Genomic DNA, 14,084 nt, shown 5'->3' with positions numbered 1-14,084 from the left:
TTTTATGACTATTCTGTTCTTAGTGATTGTGTTGGATTTACCATGGCTGCTCTAAAAGATTGAAAACTTACTGTTAAAAATGTAATTAGTAATGCCATACATCCTGCAAGGGCAAATACCCACCATTTAATTTCGATTTTATATACAAATCCTTCGAGCCAATTATTCATTAATAAATAGGCAATAGGCGTAGCTATAACCAATGCTATTACTACTAATTTCACAAAGTCTTTGGTAATTAAGTTGATTACTGAATTAATGCTAGCTCCAAGTACTTTACGTATTCCTATTTCTTTCTTTTTTTGTTCAGCTATATATGATATAAGACCAAATAATCCGAGGCAACTAATTAAAATAGCAAGTATGGTAAATACTATTGATATTTTACCCAAGCGCTGCTCATCTTCATAAAGCTTTTGTATATTCTTATCAATGAAGTTATAGAAAAACGGCGCGTGGGCATTTGTTTGATTCCAATTGCTTTCTAAACCTGATATTAAGGACTGATAATCTTTGATTTCGGCCTTTACGATTAACCAATTTGGTGATTCATCATTATATAACAATAAAGGTTTTATAGTCTCTTTTAGTGAGTCAAAATGATAATTCTCTGATACTCCAACAATTTCATATTCAGTTTGCTCATTCTCATATGATTGAATAATGGTACTCCCTATCGCCTTTTCTAAAGGAATATTGAACATGTCTATAGTAGCTTTGTTAACAATTACCTGAGTGCTATCCGTTGAGCGTAAAGTTCTACCAGCCAATAGTTTTGTGCCAACTGTTTTAAAGTAGTTTTCACTAACACCATTATAAAAAACCGAGCGTATATTGCTAGAACTTTCGTTTGGTAAATGCATACCAAGATCGCCTAATATTCTTTCTGAAGGATAGTGGTTACTCCCAGTAACTAATTTAACCCCTGGTACTGAAGTTAATTGCTCTTTTATAGCGCTATATTTATTAGAAAGCTCATTAGTTCCTAATCTCACTGCTATAAGGTTTTCTTTATCAAATCCCATGTATTTACTTTGAGCAAATTGCAATTGTTGTGTAATAACTATAACTGAAACAATTAATATGGTAGAAACTATAAATTGAAAGACAACCAAAGATTTTCTTAGATTACCATGGCCCAATTGTAGATTAGACGTACCTCTTAACACCTTTATAGGCTTCACTGCCGACAGCACTATAGCTGGGTAAAATCCTGCCAGTAGTCCTGTTATAATGGTAAAAATTGAAATTGACAGAAGGATTTTTGTATTTAACAAGTCTTGAGCTACTAAATTACTTTGCATTAACTCATTTATAAAAGGCAAGGCCAAAAGGGTGATAGGTATACTAATACATACCGCGATAAATGCCAATAATACTGACTCGCTTAAAAACTGTTGAGTTAATGATCTCTTGTTAGCACCTATGGCCTTGCGTACGCCTATTTCTTTCGCTCTTTTGTTAGCTCTTGCAGTACTTAAATTCACAAAATTAATACAGGCCACCAAGATAATTATGACTGCCAATAAAAGCATAGAATATAGATAACCTATATCTGAAACTTTATCTATTTGATGATCAATTCCCTTAGAATAAAGGTGAATATCCTTAACTGGATGTAATGCCAATTTCTTCTCAAAACCAGCTGCAGCTAAATCATTCGATGCTCTTCTATCTAAAAACACTGGAAGCTTTTTTTCAAAATTAGCTGCATCGACATTTTTATTTAATTTCAAGTAAGTAAATGCAAAATTTTGAGTAGCAAAGTTTTGAACGCTCCTAACAAACGCTCCAACATTTGGAGTATTCATGGTTAGAATATAATTAGGGTTTAGGTGCGACTTCCCAAAATGCTCATCAAAAACACCTTTTACCGTCACGTTCATTTTATTATTTCCGGCTCCAATACTTAAAGATTTATTTATAGCTTCTTGATTCCCGAATAACTTTTTTGCAAGGCTTGAAGATAGTACAACTGTATTAGGCTCATTCAAGGAGCCTTTGGCTTTTCCTTCAAGAAATTTAAAGTTGAAAACTTCAAAAAAGGTAGAGTCTACAACGTATCCATTAGAAGCATAGAAACTGTTTTTACTGTTTTCTGCCTGTAGTACTTCATCATAACCTGAACCAAAATAAACTACTCTACAGACTTCAAGAACTTCAGGATAATCTTCTTTTAACGCAAAAGCTATAGGCGGGCTAACTCCGGCAGATACATTATCAATGCTAGTGTTTCCAACACTCTTCAACTTAGTCGTTACTCTATATATTGCATTGGCATCTTTATGGTGCGTATCATAACCAAATTGTGCAAATACATATACCAAAATACTTAAACAACATACCATACCTATTGTTAAGCCCAACAGATTTATGGAACTCTGCAATTTGCTTTTGGTTAGATTACGCCAGGCTATTTTTAAATTGTTCTTGAACATAGATTACTTTATTTCATTGTTATACGGTTGCCCCTATTTCTCTATTTTGACTTTCCGTCACTATTTGTCCGTCAAATAGGTTAACCACACGATGTGCGTAATGTGAATCTCGATCAGAGTGTGTAACCATAATAATGGTAGTTCCCTCTTGATTTAATTCAGTCAATAAATTCATAACCTCGATTCCATTTTTTGAATCTAAGTTTCCTGTAGGTTCATCGGCTAAAATTAATTTTGGCGTGGTTACAACGGCTCTTGCTATTGCCACACGTTGCTGTTGACCACCTGATAACTGTTGCGGAAAGTGTTTTTCACGATGTGCAATCTTCATACGTTCTAAAACGGCCATTACCTTTTGCTTGCGCTCCGCTTTATTCATTTTAAGATAGATAAGGGGTAACTCTACATTTTCGTATACGGTTAATTCATCGATCAGATTAAAGCTTTGAAATACAAATCCTAAATTCCCTTTTCGGACTTTAGTTCTTTGGTTTTCTTTTAACTGACCAACTTCATGGCCAGCGAAATGATATGTGCCTTCGGTAGGATTATCCAGCATTCCTATAATGTTAAGTAAAGTAGATTTTCCACAACCAGATGGCCCCATAATGGCTACAAATTCGCCTTGGGCTACATTAAGGCTTACACTATTTAAAGCTAAAGTTTCTACCTCTTCGGTTCTAAAGCTCTTTTTTAGATTTTCAATTTTTATCATTTGTTAATTTTATTTAAAGACTTTAAGACAATTTTTTTGTAACATTATTTGAGTACAATGCGTTCGGCATCTCCGAAATTATCGTAGTTGGAAGTGATAACATTTTCACCATTATCAAGCCCTTCTAAAACTTCATAATATCTTGAATTTTGTTTTCCTACTCTAATACTTCTCTTAAACGCTGTGCTGCCACCTTTATCTACCACAAAAATCCATTGACCTCCGGTACTTTGAAAAAAGCTTCCTTTGGGTAATAATAGTGCGTCACTAGATTCTCCTAATTGTAATTTTATATTATAAGATTGCCCTGCTCTAATGGTTTCTGGTTTGACATTAGCAAACACCAAATCTACTTTAAAACGACCGTTACGAACTTCTGGATAGACCTTACGTATTCTTAACTTATATTCTTTACCATTACGCTCAAAGGTGGCACTTAAACCTCGCTTAACACGGTCAATATAATGCTCATCTATAGCAGCTTCTATTTTGTAATCGGTTAATACATTTATTTGCCCGATGCGCTGTCCTTTAGCAATACTCTGTCCAATTTCTGCATCTAAAAAGCCCAACTGGCCATCTGCAGGAGCGCGAACGTTTAGATGGTCAATTCGTTGATATACCATTGCTAATGTTTTTTTCATTCGTGCTAAATCAGTATCTAGGCCTAACAGTGATGTATTTCTTAATTGATCATCTTGTTCAGTTTGTAGCTTTATAATCTCATGTTGCTTTTTCGATAATTCAAAATCTTCTTTAGCTTTTAAATACTCTTCTCTAGATATCAATTCGTCATCAAACAGAGATTGATTTTGTTTAAAATTTCGTTTTTTTCGTTCGAGGTCATACGAAGCGGTTGCCAGCGATTTTTTACCTTCAACTTGACGAGAATCGAATGTAAGTTTAGTAGAACGTAAATCATTTTGCTTTAAGGCCAAGTTACTTTCGCTGGCAAGAATCTGCTCGTATAATGATTGATTTTCTAGTTTTAAAATAATATCTCCCTTTGTTACCATTGCGCCTTCTTCTATTAATTTCTCTGTTACACGACCACCTTCATAAGCGTCCATATAAATAGTAGTTATTGGGGCTACAGAACCATTAATTGTAATATAATCATCAAACTTCCCTTGAGTAACCTGAGCGATTGAAAGCTTATCTTTTTCTGTTCTAAATGTTTTAGAAGAAGAGCCAAAGGCAATTTTATAGGCTGCAAAAGCTAAGAATAAACCCAGAGCGATAAATCCATAATGTTTAGGTTTGAGCCCTTTTTTCTTTTCTATCTTTATATCCATTTTAGTTATAAGTTAAGTTCTTCAATGTTGAAATTCCTTTATAAAAATTTAATGTGCTATTGTTTACATGTAACTTTAAATTCACCTGCAAATTGTCATTTTTTGCTGTTGCGAATAAAGTTTTTGCCTGATTTAGCTCCATAATATTAATCAGCCCTCTGGCATATTTTTTTTGTGCAACTTTAAATGCTTGTTCCTGAGCTAATGCCTGCTTGGAGCTTTGTGAAAATTCAGTTTTCAAAGCATTGTTTTCTTGCACCAGCTTTTGTATTTCTTGAAATAGAATTTGCTCTTGTGCCTTTAAGTTATTCTCTTCTCTTAACAATGTAATTTTTTGCTGTTTAACGCGTGAACGGGCAAGTCCATTATTAAAAATTGGAATATTAACCTGTACTCCTATTCTACTTGACATATTCTCATCTATTTGAGTTTTAAAAGGTTTGGTTATGTTATTAGCATCAACATTGGTTTCAAAATAACCTGTTCCGGTTGCTGCGAAGAAACTAAATAATGGATAATAATTACCCCGCTCCGCGGCTAGGTTTTTTTTGGCTGCCTTTACTCTAAGCTGTTGTGCTTTTATCAATGGAACCGTTTTTTGTGCTGCGCCATAAACGCTATCTATGTTCTCATTGTTAGTTTGTAAAAGCTGAATAGATGGAGCTACAATATCTATTGATGATATATTGTTTTCATTTAAATTCATTTCTTGAATCAAAGCTAATTTTGCCACTTGTAGGTTATTCTCATTTTGGGTCAATGTAAGCTCGTCTCTTAACAAAGTTGATTCTGCTTCATAAAGATCGGCTCCTGCCTTAATTCCTAAATCTATTTGTTTTTTAGCGAGATTATAATTGGCTTCAGAAATTTCTAATTGCTCTCTAGAAATTGTTACCAATCCTTTAAAATAAACTATATCATAGTAAGCATTCATAACTCTAAATGAGAGCAAGAATTTTTGTTGGTCTTCATCTTCTTTTGTTGCATTGTGTAAAAATTTTGAAGCTCTCAGAGTATTTATCTTTTTAAACCCTTGAAATAAATCTAATGAACCGTTTAAGGAATAATTATTAGAAAAGAAATCTGAATTGGTAATGCTATTATCATTTGGATTTACCGATCTACCATAACGAATGCTATAATCTGTATAACCGGCCACTGCTGGCAATAAATCTCGTATAGATTGTTTGTAAGTTTCTTTAGCCGCATCTTTTAAAAAAGTAGCATCTTTTATGGTTAAATTATGCTCTTGCGCATAATTTACACACTCTTGCAATGACCACTTTTTTTGAGCTGTAGAAAATGTTACTGCCATCAAACAAGCTAACAATATCAATTTTTTAATAAGTTCAATGAGTATAAAGATCATTTTATATTTAATTACTTGTGCCAAAACTAATACTAATGGTATGCCAATATTTTATTTATTTGATTATCAATTATTTATAATTATTTTTAATTGACCAGGTTTTCATTGTGTCAAAAAAATATACATTAAGTGTCCATTTTTTTGACAATTGATTAAAAAGTAATGAATTGATATTTACTTTTACATTATGCTAGACAGTAATATTATTATTGTAGACGATAATAAGAGCATCTTAAGTGCTCTTGAGATTTTGCTTCAGTTTGAATATAAATCGATTCAAACCATCAATAATGCTAATGAAATATCATCGTTAAATATAGATGATACCACCATAGTTTTATTAGATATGAATTTTTCTGCCGGTATAAATACGGGTAATGAAGGTATTTTTTGGTTACGTCATATTAAACAAAAATCACCTAAAACAGCAGTAATCATGATGACCGCATATGGAGATATCGAATTGGCGGTTAAAGCACTAAAAGAAGGAGCCTCAGATTTTATCTTAAAACCATGGAATAATGATAAACTTTTGGCTACTGTAAAATCTGCACATCTATTACAGAAATCTCAAAAAGAAGTTCAAAAGTTAAAACAGAAAACCAAAGAATTAAAACAAGTTATAAACCAAGATAAAAATTACATTATTGGTAACTCTGGCGCTTTGAATTCTGTTATCTCACTAACTAAAAAAGTAGCAAAAACTGATGTTAATGTTTTAATTACCGGTGAAAATGGAACCGGAAAAGAGCTAATAGCTCGTGAGCTGCATAGCTCTTCTTCGAGAAAGAACGAAGTGTTTATAAATGTAGATATGGGTTCAATTTCTGAAACGCTTTTTGAAAGTGAACTCTTTGGCCATACAAAGGGAGCTTTTACGGATGCTAAAGACAACCGAGCGGGTAAATTTGAAGCTGCTAACAATGGAACTTTATTTCTAGATGAAATTGGAAATTTATCTTTACAAATGCAGGCTAAACTACTTTCTGCCATTCAACAAAAAAGTGTAGTAAGAGTTGGTTCTAATAAACCTATACCCGTTAATATACGTCTGGTGTGTGCTACTAATAGTAATTTAGAACAAATGGTTGTTGATGGGCTTTTTCGTGAAGATTTACTTTATCGAATTAATACCATTCATATTGAAGTACCTCCACTTCGCGAAAGAGATAATGACATATTAGTTTTAGCAGATTTTTTCTTAAAAAAGTTCGGTAACAAGTATGGTAAATTTGGGTTACAAATCAATCAAAAAGCGCAACAAAAGCTTTTAAATTATCAATGGCCCGGAAATGTTCGAGAGTTACAACATGCAATAGAACGCTCTGTAATTTTAAGTGAAGGAACTATTATTAAACCTGAAGATTTTATTTTAAGTGCAAAAACTAAAATAGATAACTTGACTCATGCTTCAAAAACCCTTGAAGAAATGGAGCAAGTAATGATCAAAAATGCTCTAAAAAAACATGATGGTAATCATAGTGCTGCCGCCAATGAGTTGGGTATTTCAAGGCAAACCTTATATAATAAGCTAAAACAATAAATGATAAGTAAAAATTTATACATACGGATTATTGTTAGAATTGTTTTTATTGCCATTACGGCTTTGTTATTAGCTTTTACGTTTTCAAATAACTATCATATCGGCTTAGCCATAATCATAGGGTTACTTTTTATTCTTCAAGTTATATCCTTAATTAATTATCTAAACACCACTAACCGAAAAATAGCTTATTTCTTTAAAGCTGTAAAAAATGAAGATTTTACGCTTCGCTTTCCAAAAGGTTCTGATTCAAACTCATTACAAGAATTAAATGCTAGCTTAAATGGCCTCAATGAAATGTTACAAAATGTACATTCAAGAAACCAAGCACAGGAAAAATACTATCAAGAAATTTTAAAGCATGCAGACATTGGTCTATTAACCATCAATAAAAATGGACACATTTTATTTGCCAATCAACGGGTAGAGAAGTTATTAAATTATACACCATTAAATCATGTTCAGCAATTAGCTAAAGTAGATAACAACCTATTTGAGGTATTTAAGATCATTCAACCCTTTGATCGGAAATTAGTAGAAATGACCAATGAACGTGAAAAAATTATACTTTCTATTAAAGCAACTTCAGTTTCAATTGAAAATCAAGATCTTTTATTAGTTGTTGTACAAGATATTCATAAAGAGTTAGATCAAAAAGAAACAGATTCATGGACAAAACTAATTCGAGTACTCACCCATGAAATTATGAATACTATTACTCCAATTACTTCAATCTCTGATACCATATTAAAAAACTATAAAAAAAACGATCTCTCAATTGAGGAAACGCAAAAACGCGATTTAGCAACTACTAAAGGTTTAGAAGTGATTAAAAATCAAGGAGAAGACTTAATGACTTTTGTACAATCATATAGAAGTATGTTAAACATTCCTAAACCCGATAGAAAACTAGTCTCTGCAAAAAACTTTATAGATAAAGTAATATTAATGGCTAAGCAATATAAAACGTCTAATATTTCAATTATTTCTAAAATAGCTTCGAATGAGTTGTTATTGTTTATTGATGATCAGCAAATGTCTCAGGTGTTAATCAATATTATTAAAAACGCAATACAGTCGATTGGGAATCAAGAAAATGGTAAAATTAGTATTGAAGTTGGAGCATTTAGCAACACACATAAATTTATTACAATTGAAGATAATGGTCCGGGTATATCTAAAGAAGTACTAAAAGAAATTTTTGTGCCTTTTTTCACAACAAAAGATTCTGGAACCGGTATTGGTTTGAGCCTATCTAAACAAATAATGCACTTACATGGTGGTAATTTAAAAGTAAGTTCGATACCAAATAAGCAAACAGTTTTTACCTTAAATTTTTAGCTTTCAACAGACGAATCGCTCAATCTTAATATTTTTAAAAAACCTCTTTTATTTAAGATTATAAAATGCGGAATTCCTTTTATTTTAATTTGTCTAACAGTTTTAGCTTCGTTATTATTAAAGTAACTACTATCATCTACAAATTTAAAATTCGCTTCATCATTATTAAATAATATATATCCTTTCGAGGCATCATAACGAATGGTTTCGACTTCAGTATCATATATATTACCCACTCCAAAAATATCTTGCAAACCATCTCCATTAAAATCAAAGGTCTCAAAGCTTAATGTAGGGCTAAATTGCGCTTCATTAGGTAAGGAAATAATACGGAATGTGCCATCTCCTGAATTTTTTAATAATAAAGTATTAAAATTATGGGCTTCATAATGCGTGGCATTTTGAAGCCGATCGTCTCCGTAAATCTGAGGCATGGTTGCCTTTGCAAAATCTTCGTAAGTTCCAATTTTTTGTTTTAAAAATGGTGTTTGTTCTGAAGAACACTCTTTACCTCTTACCGGTAAAAGTTCTCCTGATTTTGATACCTTACTCAATGCCATATCAAATGAAGAATTATCATCAAAATAATCGGCATAAATATGTAATGGTTTATCTTTTGTTGGGTGAAATTTATTATTCTTTCCCCAGTTTCCAACTAAATAATCAAGGCTTCCATCATTATCAATATCTATTTCTTTTATTGTTTGAAACCACCCATTTGATTTGGTATCATCGATTAATTCTTTTTTCAAGAAACGTTCCTCACTATTTTCAAAAACCGTTATAGGCATCCATTCACCAACAACAATTAAATCTTTATCGCCATCATTATCAAAATCAGAAAAAATAGCATCGTTTATTATCCGAACCTCATTGATCTGATTAATCTTTTTAGAGGTAACATCAATAAATTTTCCATTATTATTTTCTAACAAAAATGATCTATCGTGAAGCGGGTACTTACCATATGTGGCCCTGGCAGCAGTGAAAATATCTAAATCACCATCATTGTCATAGTCAGAAAAGGTAATCGACGATGTATTAGATAGCATTTTTGGTAATGTATTCGATTTTATTAATTGTCCATTGCCATTATTAATATAGAGCCTATCTTGAAGTAACTTACTATTCGATTGAATTTCATATCCTCCAGAAGAAACATATAAGTCTAGATCACCATCATTATCGGCGTCAAAAAATGCCGCATCGGTATCCTCATATTTCTTTTCACTTTCAAAAAGTACATCGTTAGAACTCACAAATTTCCCTGCCTTATTCTGAATGTATAACGCCGCTTTAGCATCCTTTGCGTTTCCAATGAAAATATCTTCTAAACCATCATTATTAATATCGGCTACGGCCAAGGCTTTGCTAATTTCTGATTGTTTTTGAGGCAGTAAAAGTTGTAAATCAAAGTCGTTAAAAGAATTTTCTTCTTGTACATAGTCTAATCCCAACTTTTGCACATCTATTTCTTCAAATATGCTCTTTTCTCTAATAGAATTTTCTTCTTCTATCTTCGCGTCTTCATAATTTATTGCAAAAGTTTGATTGGACTTTATATTCGTCAAGAGTTGTTTTGCACCATCTGGCCAAACTACCATAGCACTATCAATATTGGTTTTATCACCAAGTCCGAAATGTAATTTCTGGGTAACTGAAGATTGATAGCCTCTTTCAACATATAATTGCTTAAACTGATGTTTATCATCACTATGAACGTACATTTCAACACCAATGCCTTTTGGATTGTTCTTAGGTCCTTTAACTGAAAAAGTAATATGGTTTTTGTTAGAATTATTCTTATAAATACTTGCCTTATCTGATTGATTATTTATAATTAAGTCAAGATCACCATCATTATCCAGATCACTATATGCAGCTCCATTAGAATTTATCAGCTCTTTTATTCCCCATTCTTCTGATGCTTTTGAAAAGGTTAAATCGCCATTATTTTTAAAAATATAATTTTGCAATTTTTGTGATGGCATCATATTAATTGCTTCATCTAAAGTGACTTTCTTTCTGCTCATTATGTTCTTCCTCATTTGGTCTCTAAAGTCTTGATTTGACAAATCATTTTCAATACCATTTGTAATAAAAACATCTTTGTAGCCATCGTTATCGAAATCGGCGATTAATGATGCCCATGACCAATCCGTCTTAGCAATTCCAGAAAGATGCGCTATTTCACTAAATGAACCATTGCCATTGTTAAGTTGCAAAACATTTGACATATATTGATGATGGTAACCATTGTCTACCATTATCTTAAAACTATTGGTATTCATAGAAGCCATATTCTTTTTTGCTCTAATATGATCTTCGGCAAGCATATCGAGTACAATTAAATCTGGATGTAAATCATTGTTAATATCCTCATAATCAGACCCCATACTACTATTAGAAAGGTGATTAAAAACAGTTAATGACTCGTCGGTAAATGTTCCATTTTGATTGTTTATATAAAGATAATCCGGGTGAAAGAAGTCATTAGCTACAAAAATATCTGGCCAATTATCATTATTAAAATCTCCGATTACAGCAGATAAACCCCAAGCTTTGTTTGCAACTCCAGAAAGATCAGTAACATTCGTAAATTTACCATCATCGTTTCTAAATAATTGATCGGAGCCATAATCTTCAATTTTCTTATCTCTCTCAACATCTACAATTATATTATTTCTAAAATCTACTCTATGATTTACTAAATACATATCGAGGTCACCATCTTTATCCATATCAAAAAAATGAGCCTGTATTGAAAATCCGTAGAAATCTAATCCAAAGTCCTTTGCCTTTTCTCGAAAGGTATTATCCTTTTGATTTATGTAAAGCTTATTTTTTCTCTTTTCATGATTGTTTAATGAACCCGATTTAGATACATAAATATCTAACCATCCATCGTTGTTAATATCAACCATAGTAACCCCGGTAGACCAACCAACACTATCGGTTACCCTTGCAGCATTCGTTATATCTTTAAATTTGAGATTTCCTTGATTTAAGTAAAGCTTGTTGGGCCCTTGATTAGCCGTGAAATAAACATCATCAAGACCGTCATTATTAATGTCTCCAACAGCAACTCCACCTCCATTGTAGATATAGGGATAATTTAAAAAATTAAAATAAAGATTTTCTCTTACTACATTTTTAAAGTCAATTCCAGAATCTTCACTTTTTAATAATGAGAAAAGTGTTTTCTTTTGATTGGAAAGAGAAATTTCATCTTTTTTCTTACATGAGAAGAAAGCACTTAACACTAATATAACCAAAAACGTATATCTCATTGACACAAAATTATTTCATATAAAGTTATACAATTTAGTGGTTAGTTATTCTTTATTTGAAGGTAATTAAGAAGTTTTTTTAAGTCTTTATATACCATTATTTCAACATCAACAAAAGATTCTTTGAGCTTTTCGATTTGTTGTTCTGTTAAACTAAAGTCTTCATTTTTGTTTCCAGCTCCATTTGTAAGTATATGCTTTATAGAACTTGATACCTCGGCTAAGTTTTTGTATTGCTGACCAATTTGATTAAGTATTGGGTTCTTTTTAAGGAGTTCAAACTTTTTATAATTTGCGATCCACTTATCGAGGTAATTAATAACTTTTTGTTTGTTCTTCAAACTTTGATTTTCAATATAACTTGAAACGCGTTCATTAAACAATATTGCATCGGGTGCATCGGCACTACAAGCATCGGCAAATAGCGTAAAAGGAGAAAATGATTTATACTCTGTCCCTCCCTTATTTCTTGAGTATATTTTTAAAGGCTCAGAAATACTAACCAATGTTCGTAGTGAATTTATACTCTGATTGTTTGCAATATTTCTAAGTATTACATCTCTATTTTTAATATGTGTAATTCCTAATTCTTCAAGTCTAAAACTAATAATACCAAGCCTTCTGTATAAACTATTCATATCATTAATATTTTTTTGAGACCAAAAACGTTCGGCTATTGCCGCGGTTCTAGGCCATATTCGAGAGTCAATGGTTAAAGGTGTTATTAATTCTCCCCACATGGTTACTTCACCTCCAAGTATTCTATTTTCTTCTTCTTCAGATAGTTTTGCATCACCTATTGGTTCAATTAAATAATGATCAATAACAGGTTGCATTCTATCTATATAAAAACCATTCGATAATACTGTATGATATCCTTTTTTTGCAGCTTCAATTAAAGTGCCTCCTTTTGGTAATCCTTCATGTTCTCCCCTCCATGAATGTATTACCGCAGTAGTAGGCATATTTGGAGTCATAATTTCATCCCATCCCATTAATTTTTTATCATACTTTTTAAGGATTTTTTCTAATCTCATATTAAAGTATGTTTGTAGGTCATGATTTGTTTTAAGTTTATTTTTTTTCTTAAACTTTTGTATTTTTTCGTTTTCATCCCAGTGTTTTCCCTCATTTTCATCGCCGCCTATATGAAAATAGGCATCCGGAAATAAGGGTGTAATTTCTTCAAAAAGCTTGTCTAAAAATTCATACGTTTTTTCATTAGTAGGATCGAGTGTAGGGTCAAATACGCCAGCAAATCGTTCAATGCTATAAATTGTATCTCTACTACCTAGTTCGGGATAGGCGGCCAAAATAGCTGATGCGTGCCCGGGAACATCAATTTCCGGAATAACACGAATCCCTCTTAAGTGTGCATAAGAAACAATTTCTTTAATTTGTGCATGTGTATAATATTGCCCATCAGATCCAAGTTCATGCAGTTTAGGAAATATATTTGATTGAACTCTAAATCCTTGATCATCGGTAAGATGCCAGTGAAAGACATTCATTTTAACGGAAGCCATAGCATCTAAATTTCTCTTGATAACCTCTAAAGGTTGGTAATGTCTAGCAACGTCGATCATTAAACCTCTCCATCGAAATCTAGGACTATCTTCGATCGTAACTCCAGGAAAAAAATAAGTTTCTGCATTATGGTCTACCAACTGTAGTAATGTTTCTAAAGCTCTTAATGCCCCAACATCAGTCTGCGACCTTATAACTAATTGATTGACTGAAATGCTTAAGTCATATGATTCGTCTAAATCAATTGTTAACGCTCCTTCTTTTTTATATTCAATTAATAATGATGGTTTTTTGATTTCTGAAGCTTCAATAGCAAAACCTTCATCAATAAAAACGCCTGTTCTACCAGAAAGTCTTCTTAAAAAACTCGTTGTGCCATTTTTTAGCTTATCGTTTAAGCCATTTACCCCAATGGTAAAGCCTGGTTTTATTATAAATTGTTGATTATTTTCATCAATACTTTTTGGCCAAGGCATTAAATTGTATTTATCATTTAAATGCATTTGCGCAGCGCTAGAAAAAGTAATGCAACATATAAATATGTAAATGTATTTTTTCAAATCTTT

Annotated in this window: 8 protein-coding genes; 2 read left to right on the top strand and 6 right to left on the bottom strand. The window is 32.1% G+C overall.

The genetic code is table 11. The annotated features are described in order from the left end of the window. Nucleotides 1-8: 8 nt before the first annotated feature. The 4 genes from AC1EUU_RS01485 to AC1EUU_RS01470 form a co-directional block, all read right to left on the bottom strand. Nucleotides 9-2,387, bottom strand: coding sequence for an ABC transporter permease (locus AC1EUU_RS01485; RefSeq protein ID WP_480199604.1), 2,379 nt, complete (start codon nucleotides 2,385-2,387; stop codon nucleotides 9-11). Between the two features lie 70 nt (nucleotides 2,388-2,457). Further along, a complete protein-coding gene (locus tag AC1EUU_RS01480) occupies nucleotides 2,458-3,153 on the bottom strand; it encodes an ABC transporter ATP-binding protein (protein WP_480199603.1) in 696 nt (231 codons plus the stop codon). Between the two features lie 44 nt (nucleotides 3,154-3,197). Next, nucleotides 3,198-4,448 (bottom strand): efflux RND transporter periplasmic adaptor subunit, encoded by a 1,251-nt coding sequence (locus AC1EUU_RS01475; protein WP_480199602.1) that lies wholly within the window; start codon nucleotides 4,446-4,448, stop codon nucleotides 3,198-3,200. A gap of 1 nt (nucleotide 4,449) precedes the next feature. Continuing rightward, the gene (locus AC1EUU_RS01470; protein ID WP_480199601.1) at nucleotides 4,450-5,763 is read right to left on the bottom strand and encodes a TolC family protein; all 1,314 of its coding nucleotides are present in this window, start codon (nucleotides 5,761-5,763) and stop codon (nucleotides 4,450-4,452) included. A 241-nt stretch (nucleotides 5,764-6,004) separates the two neighbouring features. On the opposite strand from AC1EUU_RS01470, the gene AC1EUU_RS01465 reads away from it, so the two are divergent. After that, nucleotides 6,005-7,360 (top strand): sigma-54-dependent transcriptional regulator, encoded by a 1,356-nt coding sequence (locus AC1EUU_RS01465; protein WP_480199600.1) that lies wholly within the window; start codon nucleotides 6,005-6,007, stop codon nucleotides 7,358-7,360. Then, nucleotides 7,361-8,701 carry a sensor histidine kinase gene (locus AC1EUU_RS01460; RefSeq protein WP_480199599.1) on the top strand — a complete coding sequence of 447 codons (1,341 nt, stop codon included), beginning with the start codon at nucleotides 7,361-7,363 and terminating at the stop codon, nucleotides 8,699-8,701. Here the strand turns inward: AC1EUU_RS01460 and AC1EUU_RS01455 are convergent. Both AC1EUU_RS01455 and AC1EUU_RS01450 read right to left on the bottom strand, forming a co-directional pair. Continuing rightward, nucleotides 8,698-11,991 (bottom strand): VCBS repeat-containing protein, encoded by a 3,294-nt coding sequence (locus AC1EUU_RS01455; protein ID WP_480199598.1) that lies wholly within the window; start codon nucleotides 11,989-11,991, stop codon nucleotides 8,698-8,700. The genes AC1EUU_RS01460 and AC1EUU_RS01455 overlap by 4 nt on opposite strands. A 41-nt stretch (nucleotides 11,992-12,032) precedes the next feature. Continuing rightward, nucleotides 12,033-14,078, bottom strand: coding sequence for a beta-N-acetylhexosaminidase (locus tag AC1EUU_RS01450; RefSeq protein ID WP_480199597.1), 2,046 nt, complete (start codon nucleotides 14,076-14,078; stop codon nucleotides 12,033-12,035). Between the last annotated feature and the right edge of the window lie 6 nt (nucleotides 14,079-14,084).

The sequence above is a fragment of the Maritimimonas sp. 2205BS37-2 genome (assembly GCF_056591755.1).
The sequence above is the reverse complement of the archived record's forward strand: the minus strand, read 5'-3'. Positions and strand labels throughout refer to the sequence as shown.

Coding starts and splice junctions, on each gene's coding strand:
- AC1EUU_RS01480 (WP_480199603.1), bottom strand. CDS start 3,153: ATGATAAAAATTGAAAATCTAAAAAAGAGCTTTAGAACCGAAGAGGTA.
- AC1EUU_RS01475 (WP_480199602.1), bottom strand. CDS start 4,448: ATGGATATAAAGATAGAAAAGAAAAAAGGGCTCAAACCTAAACATTAT.
- AC1EUU_RS01470 (WP_480199601.1), bottom strand. CDS start 5,763: ATGGCAGTAACATTTTCTACAGCTCAAAAAAAGTGGTCATTGCAAGAG.
- AC1EUU_RS01465 (WP_480199600.1), top strand. CDS start 6,005: ATGCTAGACAGTAATATTATTATTGTAGACGATAATAAGAGCATCTTA.
- AC1EUU_RS01460 (WP_480199599.1), top strand. CDS start 7,361: ATGATAAGTAAAAATTTATACATACGGATTATTGTTAGAATTGTTTTT.
- AC1EUU_RS01455 (WP_480199598.1), bottom strand. CDS start 11,991: ATGAGATATACGTTTTTGGTTATATTAGTGTTAAGTGCTTTCTTCTCA.